The 16,782-nt window shown below is 62.9% G+C and carries 20 protein-coding genes; 10 read left to right on the forward strand and 10 right to left on the reverse strand.

Annotation, left to right across the window (positions count from 1 at the left end; all coding sequences use genetic code 11):
* Nucleotides 1-30: 30 nt before the first annotated feature.
* The 8 genes from HJD22_RS00460 to HJD22_RS00495 form a co-directional block, all read right to left on the reverse strand.
* Nucleotides 31-564, reverse strand: a complete 534-nt coding sequence (locus tag HJD22_RS00460; protein WP_208654907.1) for a tripartite tricarboxylate transporter TctB family protein — start codon at nucleotides 562-564, stop codon at nucleotides 31-33.
* Nucleotides 565-566: 2 nt separating this feature from the next.
* Nucleotides 567-1,574: a tripartite tricarboxylate transporter substrate binding protein gene (locus HJD22_RS00465; protein ID WP_208654906.1), complete on the reverse strand. Its 1,008-nt coding sequence runs from the start codon at nucleotides 1,572-1,574 to the stop codon at nucleotides 567-569.
* 59 nt (nucleotides 1,575-1,633) lie between these two features.
* Complete coding sequence (locus HJD22_RS00470; RefSeq protein ID WP_208654905.1) at nucleotides 1,634-3,241, reverse strand: gamma-glutamyltransferase family protein; 1,608 nt, start codon at nucleotides 3,239-3,241, stop codon at nucleotides 1,634-1,636.
* A 21-nt stretch (nucleotides 3,242-3,262) separates the two neighbouring features.
* On the reverse strand, nucleotides 3,263-4,777 hold the full coding sequence (locus tag HJD22_RS00475) for a tripartite tricarboxylate transporter permease (protein ID WP_208654904.1): 1,515 nt from the start codon (nucleotides 4,775-4,777) through the stop codon (nucleotides 3,263-3,265).
* A gap of 15 nt (nucleotides 4,778-4,792) precedes the next feature.
* Complete coding sequence (locus HJD22_RS00480; RefSeq protein WP_208654903.1) at nucleotides 4,793-5,263, reverse strand: tripartite tricarboxylate transporter TctB family protein; 471 nt, start codon at nucleotides 5,261-5,263, stop codon at nucleotides 4,793-4,795.
* 100 nt (nucleotides 5,264-5,363) lie between these two features.
* The gene (locus HJD22_RS00485) at nucleotides 5,364-6,344 is read right to left on the reverse strand and encodes a tripartite tricarboxylate transporter substrate binding protein (RefSeq protein WP_208654902.1); all 981 of its coding nucleotides are present in this window, start codon (nucleotides 6,342-6,344) and stop codon (nucleotides 5,364-5,366) included.
* Between the two features lie 108 nt (nucleotides 6,345-6,452).
* Complete coding sequence (locus tag HJD22_RS00490) at nucleotides 6,453-6,983, reverse strand: chromate transporter (protein ID WP_208654901.1); 531 nt, start codon at nucleotides 6,981-6,983, stop codon at nucleotides 6,453-6,455.
* Complete coding sequence (locus HJD22_RS00495; protein ID WP_208654900.1) at nucleotides 6,980-7,558, reverse strand: chromate transporter; 579 nt, start codon at nucleotides 7,556-7,558, stop codon at nucleotides 6,980-6,982. The genes HJD22_RS00490 and HJD22_RS00495 overlap by 4 nt, the downstream gene beginning before the upstream one ends.
* 156 nt (nucleotides 7,559-7,714) lie before the next feature.
* Between HJD22_RS00495 and HJD22_RS00500 the strand changes: the two genes are divergently transcribed.
* Complete coding sequence (locus HJD22_RS00500; protein WP_208654899.1) at nucleotides 7,715-8,380, forward strand: GntR family transcriptional regulator; 666 nt, start codon at nucleotides 7,715-7,717, stop codon at nucleotides 8,378-8,380.
* 23 nt (nucleotides 8,381-8,403) lie between these two features.
* Here the strand turns inward: HJD22_RS00500 and HJD22_RS00505 are convergent, their stop codons facing one another.
* Nucleotides 8,404-9,024: a YigZ family protein gene (locus tag HJD22_RS00505; protein WP_208654898.1), complete on the reverse strand. Its 621-nt coding sequence runs from the start codon at nucleotides 9,022-9,024 to the stop codon at nucleotides 8,404-8,406.
* Nucleotides 9,024-9,494: a transcriptional repressor LexA gene (gene lexA / locus HJD22_RS00510; RefSeq protein WP_208654897.1), complete on the reverse strand. Its 471-nt coding sequence runs from the start codon at nucleotides 9,492-9,494 to the stop codon at nucleotides 9,024-9,026. Before lexA ends, HJD22_RS00505 begins: the two co-directional genes overlap by 1 nt.
* A gap of 226 nt (nucleotides 9,495-9,720) precedes the next feature.
* Here lexA and ccmA point away from each other — a divergent pair, with 226 nt between their 5' ends.
* Genes ccmA through ccmI form a run of 9 tightly spaced genes read left to right on the forward strand, consistent with a single transcriptional unit; the run spans nucleotide 9,721 to nucleotide 16,781 of the window.
* A complete protein-coding gene (gene ccmA, locus HJD22_RS00515) occupies nucleotides 9,721-10,368 on the forward strand; it encodes a cytochrome c biogenesis heme-transporting ATPase CcmA (protein ID WP_208654896.1) in 648 nt (215 codons plus the stop codon).
* Nucleotides 10,352-11,071, forward strand: coding sequence for a heme exporter protein CcmB (ccmB, locus tag HJD22_RS00520; RefSeq protein WP_208654895.1), 720 nt, complete (start codon nucleotides 10,352-10,354; stop codon nucleotides 11,069-11,071). Before ccmA ends, ccmB begins: the two co-directional genes overlap by 17 nt.
* 22 nt (nucleotides 11,072-11,093) lie before the next feature.
* Nucleotides 11,094-11,834 (forward strand): heme ABC transporter permease, encoded by a 741-nt coding sequence (locus HJD22_RS00525; RefSeq protein WP_208654894.1) that lies wholly within the window; start codon nucleotides 11,094-11,096, stop codon nucleotides 11,832-11,834.
* A complete protein-coding gene (gene ccmD / locus HJD22_RS00530; protein WP_208654893.1) occupies nucleotides 11,834-12,046 on the forward strand; it encodes a heme exporter protein CcmD in 213 nt (70 codons plus the stop codon). The genes HJD22_RS00525 and ccmD overlap by 1 nt, the downstream gene beginning before the upstream one ends.
* Nucleotides 12,036-12,542 (forward strand): cytochrome c maturation protein CcmE, encoded by a 507-nt coding sequence (gene ccmE, locus HJD22_RS00535; RefSeq protein ID WP_208654892.1) that lies wholly within the window; start codon nucleotides 12,036-12,038, stop codon nucleotides 12,540-12,542. Before ccmD ends, ccmE begins: the two co-directional genes overlap by 11 nt.
* A 12-nt stretch (nucleotides 12,543-12,554) precedes the next feature.
* Nucleotides 12,555-14,555, forward strand: a complete 2,001-nt coding sequence (locus HJD22_RS00540; protein ID WP_283101517.1) for a heme lyase CcmF/NrfE family subunit — start codon at nucleotides 12,555-12,557, stop codon at nucleotides 14,553-14,555.
* The gene (locus tag HJD22_RS00545; RefSeq protein ID WP_208654891.1) at nucleotides 14,552-15,079 is read left to right on the forward strand and encodes a DsbE family thiol:disulfide interchange protein; all 528 of its coding nucleotides are present in this window, start codon (nucleotides 14,552-14,554) and stop codon (nucleotides 15,077-15,079) included. Before HJD22_RS00540 ends, HJD22_RS00545 begins: the two co-directional genes overlap by 4 nt.
* A complete protein-coding gene (locus HJD22_RS00550; protein WP_208654890.1) occupies nucleotides 15,070-15,540 on the forward strand; it encodes a cytochrome c-type biogenesis protein in 471 nt (156 codons plus the stop codon). Before HJD22_RS00545 ends, HJD22_RS00550 begins: the two co-directional genes overlap by 10 nt.
* Entirely contained in the window at nucleotides 15,537-16,781 is a 1,245-nt protein-coding gene (ccmI, locus tag HJD22_RS00555) for a c-type cytochrome biogenesis protein CcmI (RefSeq protein ID WP_208654889.1), read from the forward strand. Before HJD22_RS00550 ends, ccmI begins: the two co-directional genes overlap by 4 nt.
* Nucleotide 16,782: the final 1 nt, after the last annotated feature.

The following is a 16,782-nucleotide window of genomic DNA, read 5'->3' on the forward strand; positions in this document are numbered from 1 at the left end:
AGCGAGTGATTTTGTTGGATAGCGCATGTCTTAAAGCAGCGCACCGCGTGGTAGGGAAATGGTGAACACGTGGCGGAACAGAGCGTCGAGCCCTACTGACATCAAGAGCGCGATGAGCACGGCGATGGCCAATTGACGCGGGCGATGTGCACCCAATAACACTTGGCAGGCCAGCACGAAGGGCAGTGTGGCCCAGCGGAAACCGACAAGAGGCACGGCGAAGGCGTATAGGGTAAACAGACCCAATACGCCGAAAGCCAGTCGATGCCGCCACAGCCATGTGCCTACGCTGCCGTTGGGCAGTGCCGTGGTATGCCTCAGCTTGGCGGACTCCTTGGCGATCATGATGACATTGAGCAGCGCCAAGATGGCCAACATCAGACGCGGGAAGCTGCCCGAGCCGATCGGCTCCCAGGCCGAGGATGGCAGCCCGCCGGCGTGAGTGAACATCACCGCGGCGATCCCGAGCAGCGCCAGGTTGAAGACGATATGAGCGACCGCCTTGGCGCGCTCGCCGTGAGGGACGGGATCCCGGCCTTGCGACCGGGAATCGGAGGTGGCCACGCTCATTGCTGCAGGGACCCTGCCAGGCGCTCGATGGTGGCATCGAGGGAGGCGAGGTGTTCACGATACTCGTCCGGGCCCATGAAATGTACCTCGGCGCCGGCATTGTTGACGCGGGTCACGAACTCCTCTTCCGCTGCCATTGCCTCGACGGCGGTGGCCAGTACCTCGATGCGATCCTGTGAAGTGCCCTTCGGTGCGATCAGACCGCGTAGGATCGACAGGTTGAGGTCTTCGTAGCCGAGCTCAGCGAAAGTCGGTACGTCGGGGGTTTGTGTCATGCGTTCGGTGTGGCCTACGGCCAAGAAACGTAGATCGTCATTCTCGACGAACTGCAGGCTGGAGGCGACATCACCCATGGCGGCGTCGATATGCCCGCCGACCAGTGAACGGATACGCTCGCCGGTACCTTCGAAGCCAACGTAGCGGAACGAGAGGTCCTCTGCCTCCTCGATCATGGCGCCATGGATATGCGGCACCCCGCCGAGGGTCACGCCGAAACGGATCTCGCCGGGGTTTTCCTGAGCATACTCAACGAACTCCTCGAAGGTTTCCCAAGGGCTGTCGGCGCTAACGGTCAGATACTGCGGCGAGGCGGTGATTGCAGCTATCGGCTCGTAGTCGTCCCAATTGTACTGGGTCATGCCAGTATGGTGGGAGACCATGAAGCCGTCGTGGACCTGACCGATGGTGTAGCCGTCATTGTCGCGCTCGGCGAGATCGGCAAGACCAATCGTGCCGCTGACGCCAGGCATGTTGATCACCGGTAGCGGCTGGCCGAGATGGGGCTGTATATGGTTGGAAACCAGGCGCATCAGTACGTCGCTGCCGCCACCCGGCGCCCAGGGTACGATGAATTCCACCGCACTGTCGGGGTAGTCGTTGGCGTGGGCACCGGTGGCGAGGCCGCCCACCACCAGGCCGAGGCCGGCCAAGGTTGCGGAGGTCAAAGTCAAGCGCTTAGCGAGCGGTTGGCGCGAGGCGACGTTGAGGTTATTGGTTGTCGGCATCTTGCTTCTCCGATTGTGGTCAAAGGGACCCGGCAGGCGCCGGGTCCGGAACTGCAGGGTTACCAGGGCAGCACGGCCCCGTCGGTACGCGGCTCGGTACCACCGCACAGCACGCCGGTGGTACTGTCGCGCAGGATGATCTGGCCGCGACCGAAGCTGATCGTGTCGGCGGCCTTGACGATATGGTGACCGCGGCGGGCCAGCGCCTGAGCGAGGTGGTCCGGGAAGTGCGGCTCGACCTCGACGGTCTTGCCCTTGACCCACTTCCAGCGCGGCATGTCGAGCGCCGCCTGAGGGTTGAGGCGATCCTCGAGCATGGCGGTGATCACCTGCACATGGCCCTGAGGCTGCATGTAGCCGCCCATCACTCCGAACGGGCCCACCGCCTGGTCACCCCGGGTGATGAAGCCAGGGATGATGGTGTGGTAGGTGCGTTTGCCTGGCGCCAGCGCATTGGCGTGGTTCACATCGAGCGAGAAGGAAGCGCCGCGATTCTGCAGGCTGATGCCGGTACCCGGAATCACTATCCCTGAACCGAAGCCATGGAAGTTGCTCTGAATGAGCGACACCATGTTGCCGTCGTCATCGGCGGTGGCCAGATAGACGGTACCGCCCATGATCGGGTTGCCGTGTACCGGTTCCACGGCCTTCTCGCCGATCAGCCCGGCGCGCTGCGCCAGGTAATCCGCGGATAGCATCTGCTCGACGCTGGGGCCCATGGCGTCGCGCTCGGTGATGTAGTTCAGGCCATCGACATAGGCCAGCTTGGTGGCCTCGATACGTCGATGCAGCGTCTCCAGCGGGTCGCGCCCTGCGTCGCCCAGCTGCTCGAGCATGCCGAGTGCCTGCAGCGCGATCATGCCGGCGCCGTTGGGCGGAATCTCCCAGATGTCGTGGCCGCGGTAGCGCGTCGAGATGGGCTCGACCCACTCCGGCTCGAACGTGGCCAGATCCTCCTTGCGCAGCTGGCCGCCATGCTCGCGGAAGAAGGCGTCGAGCTTGTCGGCGAGTTCACCCCGGTAGAACGCCTCGGCACTGGTTTCGGCGATCGCTTTCAGGGTGCTGGCATGGCCCGAGGATCTCCACACTTCACCTGGTACCGGGGCACGTCCTTCGGGTGCGAAGGTGTCGAACCAGGGGACGAAGGCGGTCTCCTCGAAGGCGGCGTAGCGATGATAGGCCTCGTTCCACATCTGATGGACGATTGGCGAGACGGGGAAACCCTGCTCTGCCAAAGCGATGGCGGGTGCCAGCAGCTCCGCGAAGGGCAGCTTGCCGAAGCGCTCGGAGAGCGCTGCCCAGGCCGCCGGTGCCCCGGGAACGGTGACCGGAATCAGGCCATACTCGGGCATGCTCTCGTGCCCCAGCGCCTTGACCGCCTCGATGCTGGCCGCTTGCGCCGCGGGGCCGCTGGCATTGAGGCCATGCAGCTTGCCGTCGATCCAGACGATGGCAAAGGCGTCGCTGCCGATACCGTTGGAGGTGGGCTCGACGACGGTCAATGCTGCGGCCGTCGCAATTGCCGCATCGATGGCATTGCCGCCTTGCTTGAGGATATCCATGCCGACCTGGGCTGCCAGGGGCTGGGAGGTGGCGACCATGCCGCGACGGCCGAAGCTGGCCATGCGCCGCGAGGGGCTCGGGTAGTAGAGGGCGTCATGTTGCATGCATAGGCTCCTTGAGAGGGCTCAGGCGTCGTCGCGCCGCGCCTTGAGATGGGTGCGTTGGATCTTGTGATTCTGATAGAGCGAGAAGATGACCGAGGCGACCGCCAGGGCCAGAAACAGTGCCGACAGTGGGCGAGTCAGGAAGGCCATCCAGTTGCTGTCGAGTTCCAGTGCCCGGAATAGCTGGCGCTCGAGGTTATCGCCAAGCACCACGCCCAGGATCAACGGCGTCAGCGGCACCTCGGCCTTCCACAGCAGGTAACCCACCACGCCGAAGATGAACAGCACCCAGATATCGAAGAGGTTGTTGTTCAGCGCATAGGCACCCACGGCACACAGCATCAGTACCACGGGAATCAGGATTTCCTGGGGGATCAACGAGATCTTGGCGAACCAGCGCACCAGCAGAAGCTGACACAACACCATGATCACCGCCCCGATCAGCAGGCTGGCGTAGATGGCGCCCACCAGTATCGGGTTCTGCTCGAACATCAGTGGCCCCGGGGTGATGCCATGCAGGATCAGCACCCCCATCATGATCGCCATCGGTAAGTCGCCCGGGATGCCCAGTGCCAGGGTGGGAACAAAGGCGCCGCCGGCCACGGCGCTGTTTGACGCTTCCGAGGCAACGATCCCATCGGGAATCCCTTTGCCGAAGCGCTCGGGATGGCGCGAGAACTTCTTGGCCTGGTCGTAGCTGATGAAGTTGGCCACGGTGCCGCCGGTGCCCGGCAGCGCGCCGACCAGACTGCCGATTAGCGAGGAGCGCACGGTATTGAGCTTCTGGCTTGCCATGTCCCGCAGGATGGTGGCGTAGGGAATGGCGACGTTGGTATCCACCCCCTTGGCCTTGTCCTGCTCGTCGCGCAGCTTCTCGAGATTGCCCATCAACTGGGAGAAGGCGAAGATGCCGATCATCACCGGCAGGATCTCGAACCCCGAGCCCAGCGCCGGCACGCTGAAATCGAAGCGCAGGTTGCTGTTGCGGTCATATCCCACGGTGGTGATCAGAAGTCCCAGTGCGGCGGCAAGCAACCCCTTGAGCATCGCGCCGCTGGAGAGACCGGCGACCAGCGTCAAGGCGAAGACGATCAGTGCGGTGATCTCCCAGGGGCGGAAGTTCATGCTGAAGCTTGCAATCAGCGGGCCGAAGAACACCAGTACCGCTACGCTGATCAGCGTGCCGAGAAAGGAGGCCGCAACGCCGATGCCCAGCGCCCGTCCCGGTTCGCCCTTCTGGGCCATGGGATAGCCGTCGTACACGGTGGTGATCGACGAGGGTGTGCCGGGAATCCCGAGCATCACGCCGGAGACGATGCCACCGGAATAACCGCCCACGAAGACCCCCACCATCAGCGAAACACCGCTGACGGGATCCATGGCGAAGGTGAACGGGAAGACCACCAGGATCGCCATGGTCACGGTAAAGCCGGGGATGCTGCCACCGATGATGCCGAACAGCACGCCGATGACGATCAGTCCTAGCACCGAAGGGCTGCCGACCTGGGCGAGGGCCTGTAGAAAGAAGTCAGCCATGGTTCACTCCAGAGGTCAGGGCAGCCAGACGTTGAGGCCGAAACGGAAGATGGCGTATACCAGCGGCGCCAAGGTAAGGCTGATGCCGAGATTGATCGCCCATTTGCGCCACGAGTCGATACCCAGCAGTAGCGCCAAGGAAGCGACAAGAAACCCTAGTGTCGCAACGATGTATCCCACCAGCGGTAGTAGTGCCGCATAGGCAGCAAAGAGCGCGAACAGCGATAAAACCGTGCGGTTATAAGCTACCCACTCCCCAAAGCTGCGACCGGGTGCCGTGCGGGAAGGAAGCTTTGAGAGCAGCGAGCGGAGCAGAATCAGGGCCGACAACAGACCGATCACCACCAGCAGGATGCGTGGGAAGAGTGCCGATCCATAGGGCTGCCAACTGGTCGGAGGACGAATATTGCCGGACTCCATCCACATGATGCCCACCACGATCAGCATGACCAGCGCCAGAGCACGGTCCTTGGTTAGCGTCAGCATTTTGCTATCTCCAGTGCTGCCCGACTGCAAGCCGGGCAGCACACTGACTCGATTCGATTGATTGCACAGTGGCGCTTCGTTTTGCCGAATCCTCGAGAGTTCAATTCTGGAAGTCGATGTTCTCGGCAGCGGCGCTCAGGGCCGACTCGTTCTCATCGAGAAATTCGAGATACTCCTCTCCCGCCAGGAAACGCACCACCGAGCCGAATTCGTTCTCGATACGGCTCTGCAGGGCCTCGTTCTCGAGGGCCTGGCCATAGGCGTCGGCTAGCGTGTCCAGATACTCCTGCGGTGTGCCCTTGGGGGCGAAGATGCCGCGGCTGGTGGAGTGGTCCAACTCGATGTCCTGCTCGCGAAGGGTGGGCACGTCGGGCAGGCCATCGATCCGCTCTTCATGCGCCACGCCGAGCGGACGGAAGGTGCCGTTCTCGAAGAAGGCACCGCCCGAGGGCAAGTTGAACATGGCGAAATCGATCTCCTGCGCCATCAGCGCCGATACCTGCTCACCGGTATCCGGATAGCCGACCAGGCGCACGTCGGCCATGTCGATGCCGGCGGCATCGAAGAACTGCACCCAGAAGAAATGGTCGGTGGAGCTAGGGATCATGCTGAAGCGCACCTGGCCGGGGTTTTCGCGGACGTAATCGGCGATCTCGTCGGCGCTCTGCACGGGATGATCGCTGTGCGCTGCCGGGATGTTGATGGTCTGGGTCAGCAGGGCGACGGGTTCGAAGGCGTCGTAGGAGTAGTCGACCATGCCGGCCAGTTGGGAGAGTGCGATGGAGTCGTGGCTGCCCAGGAGGGTATAGCCATCGGGCCGCGCCTCCTTGACGTTGCGAGAGCCAAGGGTGGCGCCGGCGCCAGCCATGTTGACCGGTACGATAGTCTGGCCTAGGTGCTGTTCGGCCTGTTGGGAGATGAGGCGGAAAATGATGTCGGTCGCGCCGCCTGGCCCAAAGGGAATGATCAGGCGGATATCCTGCTCGGGGTAGTCCGCCTGGGCGGGCTGACTACAGGCAATGCTCGAGGCGAGGCCGATCGCCGCGACGGCGGTGGCCATGGTCAGTGTTGAACGCGTCATATCGAAACACCTTTTATATTGTGGTGGTGTAGTTGATACCGCTATAGCAACGGCAGTGGTGGCGCGATCCCTTTCGGGAGTGTTGTTATGTCCGGCACGAGCCGGAGTTCAGCCGATAAGTAGCCCTCCATAGACCAGGGCACCGAGAACCACGAAGGCGGGATGCACTTTGAATCGCACCAGGGCGATGGCTGCCACGGCACCGATCAGCACGGTATGGATTGGTCCGGCGTTGTCGAGGCCTTCGCTGAAGAAGCTCCAGGTCAGCCAGGCCATCATGATGGCAATGACCGGGCGCACCCACTGGCTCATGCGCTTGACCCGCGGCGAGTCGCGGTGGCGATAGAGTAGTCCCAGTGCGCCGAGCATCAAGAGTAGCGACGGCACGACGGTGGCGAAGACGGCGACGATGGCACCGGCCGTGCCGGCCACGTCATAGCCGATGTAACCCGCCATCTTGGTGGCGATGGGACTGGGCAGGGCGTTGCCAAGAGCCAGGGTCTCGGCGAACTCCTGTCCGCTCATCCATCCGTAGCGGCCCACCACCTCCGTCTCGATCAGCGGAATGATCGCCGGGCCCCCTCCATAGCCGATAATGTTGGGAATGAAGAACGCCATGAACAGCTGCCAATAGATCATTGCGCCGTCTCCTTGGCAGTGCGGGGCGATGCTGGGCGAAGCAGGGCGGCCACCAGCAGGGCGCCTATCACCCAGCCGGGATGCACGCCGAGCCAGTAGATCAGCGCCCCGGCAATGGCCGCCATCGCCAGGCTGACCAACCAACCCAGCGCCTGACGGGACTTTTGCCAGAAATCCCAGGTCAGTTGCGCCATCATCACCATGACCACCGGTACCACGCCTTGCCCCATGCCCCGGATCCAGGCCACGTCACGGTAGCGGCTAAAGACGCCAAGCAGCAGGATCATCGCAACGATGGTGGGTAGAATGACCGCCAGAATGGCATTGATGCACCCGGTGACACCGCCTATTCGATAGCCGATATAGCCGGGCATCTTGGTGGCGATGGGACCGGGCAGGGTGTTGGCGATGGCCAGGATGTCAGCGAACTCCTCGTCACTGAGCCAGTGGTGGCGCTTGACGACCTCCTGCTGCACCAGCGGTATCATCGATGGCCCGCCGCCGAAGCCCAGCAACCCGATACGCAGAAAGGCCCAGAAGATATGCTGCTGCCTGGCGGCCACCGGCGTGTTCATGTCCTGCCCACAAAAGAGTGCATTAAGATTCCTTAACAAATCGTCTTATTTTAAGAAAATCGATTATTTGAAATATAATATAGATTGCTTGAGAAAGTTGCGTCAAGCTCATATCAGGCAGGTATCATCGAGGTCGTATCAAACGAAGGAGCTGCGATGGGTGCAATACAACCGAAAAACAGTGCCACGAACGCCAGCCGAATTTTCGATACCTTGCGTCAGGATCTGGTCAACGGGCGCTTCGAGGCGGGCGAGAAGATCGCTATCAACTCGCTTAAGGATCACTATCAGGTGGGGCTGAGCCCACTTCGCGAAGCACTCAATCGCTTGTCCGCCTACGGTCTGCTGATCCAGGAGAATCAGCGCGGCTTTCGCGTGCCGCGCCTCGAGCGTCGCGAACTTGACGATGTGGCGGAAATGCGTCGCGAGCTGGAGGGCATGGCCTTGGAGAGGGCGATTCTCAACGGTGATGCGGAGTGGGAGTCGGAGCTGCTGGCGGCAGCCCACCGTCTCAAGCGTGCCGATGCATCACCCACCGAAGTCGATGAGTGGGAGCGCCTGCATGGGCGCTTCCACAGCACCCTGGTGGCACCCTGCGGGTCGGTATGGCTACTGCGCTTCATCGACCAGTTGCATGATCAGTTCGATCGCTATCGGCGCATGGCACCAGGAGTACCGGAGATTCGAGAGATTCTGGATGTCCAGCATGGCGAGCTGGTGGCGCTCGCGCTCGATCGCGATATCAAGGGCGCAAGAACGCTGCTCGAGCATCACATAGCGCTCTCCTACGAAGTGGCGCTGGGGAGCTGCACGGCGAAATAGTCTCGTCGTGGAGATGGGCTAGGTCACAGGCCATGGAAGATGTCGATGCGTCCTTTGAGGCGCGAGCGCAAGGTCGCCAGGTCGACAGGCAGTGACTTGGGCCAGCCCACGGTGAGCACGACGCCATCGGAGGCGTAGTCGACCGCTTCGACTGGAATCGTCTCTCCCGCAAGCCAGCTGCGCGCCTCGGCCTCGCCGGAGAAGTCGACCTTGAGCTTAAGTGGCACGCGGGGGGTGTATTCTCGGGTCGGTAGGTCTGCCAGCGCCTGCGCCACCGCGTGGGAATACGCTCGGGCCAGGCCTCCGGTACCCAGCTTGGTGCCGCCGAAGTAGCGGGTCACCACGCAGCCCACCTGGCCAAGGCCTGCACCCTCCAGCACCTGGAACATCGGGCGACCGGCGGTGCCGCCGGGTTCGCCATCGTCTGAAAAGCCGATGGCCATCTGCTCCCCCGGTGGGCCTGCGATAAAGGCGCTGCAGTGGTGGCTGGCGCTGGGGTGTGCCTGGCGTGCCTGGGTCAGCAGCATCTCAAAATCGGCCACCTTGGGTGCGTGGCAGAGCCAGGTAATGAAACGGCTGCGCTCCACCTCCATTTCGCTCTCCTGCCTCTCGCCCACCGTGAGCGCGGGAATCGGATACCCCATCAGGCCACGCTTGCCGTCTGTCGCACCACACCCATCACCATGCCCAGCACCTGGATATCGTCGTTCTTGAGATAGATGGGCGGCATGCTCTCGTTGGCCGGTTGCAGGCGCACGCCGGACTTCTCGATATAGAGCTTTTTCAAGGTCACTTCATGGTCATTGATCATCACCACGGCGGTCTCGCCATTCTCGGCGCTCTCCTGGCGCTCGATGATGATCACGTCGCCATCATGGATATTGCTCTCGATCATCGAATTGCCGCAGACCCGCAGCGCATAGGTATTGCGCCGCACCATCCGCGAAGGAATGAAGACCGTCGAGGAGTCGGGGCAGGCTTCGATTGGCATGCCCGCCGAGACCCGGCCCAGTAGGGGAACCTCCACCAGGTCGATGCCATCGATCTTCTCCCAGGCATCGTTGAGCGGCAGGTTGGGCAAGCGGTTGAGATAGTGCGTAGCGACATGCGACATATCCTACTCCTGGGGCACGACGGGGCCGGGCAAAAGCCCTGTTGTTTTTTACAGCTAACGGCATCATAGCAAGGGGAGATAGGCTGGCAAGCGTTAACGTTCGGGAGGGAGCATGACCGAGGTCAAGCCAGGGGCGGATGCGACCGGCTGACGCAGCGTGTACGCTGGCGAGCCTGGGTCTTTCCGTGTAGAGTCGCGAGCGATTATTCGACGCTGGGAGAGTGCGGTGAACTTCCGCCTGCAAGCGCGAAACCTGGCCTGTGAACGTGACGATCGCTGGTTGTTCCGGCAGCTCGATCTCGAGGTTGAACCCGGTCAGATCGTGCGTATCGAAGGCCCCAACGGTAGCGGCAAGACCACGTTGCTGAAGATTCTGTCCGGGCAGCTGAGCGACTACCAGGGCGAGCTCTACTGGAGCGACCGGCCCATGCGCGAGGTGCGTGACGCCTTTCTGGCCAACCTCCTCTATATGGGACACGCTCCCGGGGTCAAGGGCGCGCTGACGCCCCTTGAGAATCTAGCCTGGTACCAGGCGCTGGCCGGCGACGCGGGGAGTGAACGGGCGCGCATGTCGGCCTTGGCGAGTGTCGGGCTGAGTGGCTTCGAGGATGTGCCTGCCGCCCAGCTATCGGCGGGGCAGCAGCGTCGCGTGGCGCTCGCCAGAATGGCATTGATCGCGCGGCCTCTCTGGGTCCTCGACGAGCCGTTCACGGCCATCGACCGTGAAGGTGTGGCGGCACTCGAACAGCGCCTGCTCAAGCATGCGCGCAGCGGTGGCAGCGTACTGCTGACCACTCACCACGACCTGGCTCCGCTTGGCGATATCAAGCGGATTCGCCTGGGTGACGGAGGGCGCGATGCAGCAGTTGGCTGAAGAGATGGTGGTCACGGAACCCCGTGGCGGACTTGGGGTCGCACTGGCGGCGACACTGAGACGCGACCTGACGCTGATGCTCAGACGGCGCAGCGAGGTGATGAACCCGTTGGTATTCTTTGCCCTGGTGATCACGCTGTTTCCACTGGGCATCTCACCTGAAGCGGTGTTGCTCGCCACGATCGCGCCGGGGCTGCTGTGGGTGGCGGCACTACTGGCCACGCTGCTCTCCCTCGATTCGCTGTTTCGTGCCGATTTCGAGGATGGCAGCCTCGAGCAGTTGCTGCTCTCGCCGCAACCCCTGCCGATGATGGTGATGGCCAAGGTTGCCGTGCACTGGCTGCTGACCGGTCTGCCACTTGCACTGATGGCGCCGCTGCTGGGCATCATGCTGGCGCTGCCGGCGGGAAGCTATCTGGTGCTGGCGGTCTCGCTTGCGGTGGGAAGTGCCAGCCTGAGTTTGATCGGCGCGATTGGTGCGGCCCTGACGGTGGGCCTGGCACGCGGGGGCGTGCTGCTATCACTGCTGGTGCTGCCACTTTATATACCGGTGCTGATCTTTGGCACGGGTGCAGTCGAGGCGGTCATCGTGGGAGACGGAGTGGCGGCGCATCTGGCGATACTCGGCGCGCTGCTGGCAACGGCACTGATGCTGGCCCCCTGGGCAATCGCCGCCTCGCTGCGCATCAGCATCAACGGTTAAGCGACATCAAGAGGATAAGGGCATGTGGTCCTTTATACATAAGCTCGGCTCGCCCAAGTGGTTCTACGGCATCAGCTCAAGCCTGCAGCCCTGGTTCTGGGCCGCGGCACTCATTCTGATCAGTGCCGGCAGCATCTGGGGCCTGGCCTTCGCGCCCGCTGATTACCAGCAGGGCAACAGCTTCCGTATCATCTACGTGCATGTGCCGGCGGCCTTCCTGGCGCAATCGATCTTTGTCAGCCTGGCGGTATCGGCGGTGGTCTTCTTGGTGTGGAAGATCAAGGTGGCCGATATGGTCGCCGCCGTCATGGCGCCGCTGGGAGCAGCGATGACCTTCGTCGCGCTGTTCTCCGGTGCGGTGTGGGGCGTGCCCACTTGGGGTACCTGGTGGATGTGGGATGCGCGCCTGACCTCGATGCTGATCCTGCTGTTTCTGTTCTTCGGCGTGATTGCTTTGCGCGGCGCCTTCGCGAGCCGCGACAGCGGCTCCCGGGCAGCATCGGTGCTGGCGCTGGTCGGCGTGATCAATATCCCGATCATCAAGTACTCCGTGGACTGGTGGTACACCCTGCATCAGCCCGCCAGCTTTACCCTGACCTCGCGCCCGACCATGCCCGCCGACATGTGGTGGCCACTGCTGTTGATGGTGCTAGGGTTCTACAGTTTCTTCATCGCCCTGACACTGATGCGCACGCGCAGCGAGATACTGCGCCGCGAGTCGCGCAAGCGCTGGGTTCGTGAATTGGCGGGGGGGGAATCGTGATGGCCTTCGATTCGCTGGAAGCGTTCTTCGCCATGGGCGGTCATGCGCCCTATGTTTGGTCAGCCTGGGCCATGACGGCAGTGCTGATGCTGGGCGCCGTAATACATGCGCGGGCCGAGCGCCGACGCTTGATTCGTGATCTGCAACGACGTGAACGCAGGGAGCGCCGTGTCGAAAGCGAAATGTCGAGGAGACAAGTCAATGAAACCTAAACGCAAACAGAAGCTCTTCATCATTTTCGGCCTGATGTCACTGGCGGTGGTCGCCGTGGGCCTGACCCTGTTCGCACTGCGCTCCAACATCAATCTGTTCTTCAGTCCGATCCAGATCGCCGCCGGCGAGGCGCCGGTGGAGCGCCAGATCCGCGCCGGCGGCATGGTCAAGGAGGGTAGCGTGTCACGCAACCCTGAGAGTCTCGATGTCGAATTCACCATCACCGATTTCGTCGAGGATCTTGGCGTGCACTATAGCGGCATCCTGCCGGACCTGTTTCGTGAAGGGCAGGGCGTGGTGGTGGTGGGCTCGCTGAACGCGAGCGGCCTGTTCCGTGCCGATCAGGTGCTGGCGCGCCATGACGAGAACTACATGCCCAGCGAAGTCGCAGAGGCACTCGAGGCGGCAGGGTACTCACCGGCCGATTTTCAAGCCAAGGCCGCGGAGGTGGGCAAGCGCCTGGAAGCCTCGAGCAACGGCACCAGCGCATACTGATCCGGAGCCCCCATGCTGATCAAGATGATTCCCGAAATCGGCCACTTTGCCCTGATGCTGGCGCTGTTGATGGCGCTGGTTCAGGCGGTCATGCCGCTGGCCGGGGCGACTTTCCGCCGCCCGCTGTGGATGGCCTTTGCCCGCCCCATGGCGGCGGGCCAGTTTCTGTTCGTGGCGATCGCCTACGCGTGTCTGACCACGAGCTACATGCTCGACGACTTCAGTGTCGCCAACGTCGCCAACAATTCGAACTCGATGCTGCCGTGGTACTACAAGTTCAGCGCGGTATGGGGCAACCATGAAGGCTCGGTACTGCTATGGAGCCTGATGCTGGCCGGCTGGAGCTATGCTGCCAGCCGCTTCTCGCGTCAACTGCCCGAGGATATGATCGCGCGGGTCACCGGCGTGATGGGGCTGGTCAGCCTGGGCTTCCTGCTGTTCATCCTGGTCACCTCGAACCCCTTCGAGCGTCTGTTGCCCAACATGCCGGCCGATGGCGCCGACCTCAATCCACTACTGCAGGACTTCGGCCTGATCGTCCATCCGCCAATGCTCTACATGGGTTACGTGGGCTTCTCGGTGGTCTTCGCCTTTGCCATCGCCGCGCTGCTGGGCGGACGACTCGACGCCGCCTGGACGCGCTGGGCGCGCCCCTGGACCAACCTGGCCTGGGCGTTTCTTACCGTGGGTATCGCCCTGGGTAGCTGGTGGGCCTACTACGAACTAGGCTGGGGCGGCTGGTGGTTCTGGGATCCGGTGGAGAATGCCTCGCTGTTGCCGTGGCTCACCGGCACCGCATTGATGCACTCGCTGGCGGTGACCGAAAAGCGCGGCTCGTTCAAGAGCTGGACGGTGCTGCTGGCAATCTCGACCTTCTCGCTGTCACTGCTGGGAACCTTCCTGGTACGCTCCGGCGTGCTCACCTCCGTGCATGCCTTCGCCAACGACCCCTCGCGTGGCTTTTTTATCCTGGTACTGCTCGGCATCACCGTTGGCCTGTCACTGCTGATCTTCGCTCTTCGCGCCCCCCGCGTGCGCCATGTGGTGGGCTTCAACTGGGTGTCGCGTGATGCGCTGCTGCTGATCAACAACATCATGTTGGTGATCATTACCGTCACCGTGCTGCTGGGTACCGTCTATCCGCTGTTTCTCGATGCGCTGGGTCTGGGCAAGATCAGCGTGGGCCCACCCTACTTCAATGCGCTGTTCGTGCCCCTGACGGTATTGATGTGCGTATTCATGGGGCTGGGTCCGAGCGCACGCTGGAAGGGTATGCCGGCTCGCGAACTAGGCAAGCGAGTGGCACTTTCCGGTGTGGCGGCGCTGGTGCTCGGTATGCTGCTGCCGCTGATCTTCGCCGATCACTGGAATGTCTGGGTGGCCCTCGGCCTGGTCACTGCCTTGTGGATCGTGCTGCCGATGCTGCGTGACCTCTATGACAAGACGCGACATGCCAGCTCCTTCGCTGCCGGCCTGCGCAAGCTATCGCTCTCCTATTGGGGCATGCAGCTTGGCCATCTTGGTGTCGCGGTGACCATCGTCGGCGTCGCCATGGTCTCCAACTACAACATCGAGCGTAACGTGCGCCTGTCGCCGGGCGACAGCGTGCAGGTGGCCGGCTACGAATTCACCATGACCCAGTTGACCAGCCGCCGCGGCCCCAACTTCCTGGCCGATACCGCCACCATCGAGGTGAGCCGGCTGGATAGCTCGCGCAGCTTCATCATGACACCGGAGAAGCGCCTCTATATCGCGCGGGGCATGCCGATGACTCAGGTCGCCCTGCGCCCCGGCTTTTTCCGCGATCTCTACGTGGCCATGGGCGAGGATCTGGGCGATGGCTCCTGGGCGATGCGTATCCAGTACAAGCCCTTCGTGCGTTGGCTGTGGCTTGGTGGCCTGCTGATGGCCGGCGGTGGCGTGATGGCCGTTGCCGACCGTCGCTACCGTCGTCGCAAGGAGGCCGATGAGGTGCAGCGCCAGGAGATGGGCGCACGAGAGGTGCCGGCATGAAGCGCCGTCTGCTGCTGCTGATCCCTCTATTGGGATTCGGATTGCTGTCGATATTTCTCTATCAGGGATTGGGGCTGGACCCCTTTCATCGCGATTCGGCGCTGCTGGCCCGCGAGTTCCCGAGCTTCGAAAAGGCCACCCTGGAGGACCCTGAACGGCGTGTCGACCAGACCCTGCTCACCGGCGAGGTGACGCTGGTCAACGTATGGGGCGAGTGGTGTCCGGCCTGCAAGCAGGAGATGCCGCAGCTGCTCGATCTTGCCAGCCGAGGTGTGCGCATGGTGGGCATCAACTACCGCGACACGCGTGAGAAGGGGCTGCAGTTTCTCGAGGAGTTCGGCAATCCCTTCGAGTTCAACATCTTCGATCCCGAGGGCGACCTTGGTTTCGAGCTGGGGGTGTATGGCGCACCGGAAACCTTCCTGGTCGATCGCGATGGGGTAATCCGCTATCACCATACCGGCTATATCGATCCGGCCGACGTACGCGACCACATCCTGCCGGAGGTGCAGAAATGGCAGTGATCCAACGAGCCTTCGCCGTGCTGCTGCTGGCGATGATGGCCGGCCTGGCCCAGGCCGCCATCGAAGTGCGCGAATTCGATGATCCGGTGCTCGAACAGCGCTACCGCTCGCTGACCGCCTCGCTACGCTGTCCGCTGTGCGAGAACCAGGCGATCGACGACTCCGATGCACCGATATCCGCCGACATGCGCGAGCGCGTCTATGTATTGCTCCAGGATGGGCGTTCGGACATCGAGATCCTCGATTTCATGACCCAGCGGTTCGGCGACTACGTGCTCTACAACCCTCGGCTCGAGGGCCGCACATTCCTGCTTTGGGGGCTGCCGGCGGCGCTGGTGGTATTGGGTGGCCTATTGGTGGTGCTGATCGTACGCACCCGCCGCAAGGCCTCGGCACGCGAGCTGACGGATGCTGAACGTCAACGGCTCCACGACCTGATCAATCGCGAGAGGACGCAATGACTTCACTCTGGCTAGCCTTTGCGCTGCTACTGTTGCCCGCCCTATGGCTGCTGATCGTGCCGCTGCGCACGGCGCGCCATGTGCATACGGCACAGAGCGACTTCGAGGCCCAAGACCGCACCGCCGAGCAGAACGTGGCGGTGTATCAACGCCGCCTGGCGTCGCTGGAGGCGGCGCGTGAGCGCGGCGAGATCGACCAGGCGCGCTTCGACGAGGATCGTCTGGATCTCGAGCGCAGCCTGCTCGAGGATACCGAGGGCCTCAAGCGTGCACCGCTCAAGAGCCCGGCCGCCGGGCGTCTGGTGGTGCCGGTGGCGATGCTGGCGGTGGTGGTCGCCTCGGTAGTGTGGTATCAGCGCGAAGGGGCCGAAGGGGACCTGGCACTGCATGCCGCCCAGCAGGAGGTGCGCAACCACCCCGAGCGCTCCATGCCGATGATGATCGAGCGCCTCGAGCAGGAGGCCGCACGCCAGCCTGATAACGTCAATGTGTGGCTTGCGCTGTTTCCGCTCTATCGCGATTCCGGGCAGGCGCCCCAGGCACTGCATGCCCTGGATCGCCTGATCGAGCTCGAAGGTCGCCAGCCGGCGCTACTTGCTCAGCTTGCTCAGCTGCAGTTCTTCATCGCTGACCGCCGCATCACAGACGAGGTTCAGGCGCTGGTCGAGGAGACCCTCGACCTCGATCCCCGCCAGCCCACGGTGCTCGGCATGCTCGGCATCAATGCCTTCGATGAGTCGCGCTATGAGGAAGCCATCGACTACTGGCGCCGCGCGATTGCCGGCTACGACGACCCCGGCTCCGCAGCTGCGCTGCGTGAAGGGATCGCCGTGGCCCAGGAGCGTCTCGGCGTGAGCAGCGACGAGATCGCCGCCGAGCTTGCCGACGGGCCGGGTATCAGCGTACGGGTCACGCTCGACGAGGCGCTGCGCGGTCAGGTCGATGACGATGCCGTGGTGTTCGTGGTGGCCCGCGACGTGGCGGGCGAACTGCCGCCCCTGGCGATTACCCAACTGCTGGTCTCGGAACTGCCGGCGACGGTGTTTCTCGATGACACTGCCGCCATGAGCGATGCCGCGCGGCTGTCGCAGGTCAACGAGGCGCGGCTGATGGTGCGGGTCTCGCCCAGCGGTCAGGCCACGCCACAGGCCGGCGACCTGTTCGGCGATCATGATGCGGTGGCCGTGGGCGACATCGATGGCGACCCGGTGGACGTAGTGGTCAACCGGATATTCGAGTAGG

This window comes from Halomonas sp. TA22 (genome assembly GCF_013009075.1).
Lineage (GTDB): Bacteria > Pseudomonadota > Gammaproteobacteria > Pseudomonadales > Halomonadaceae > TA22.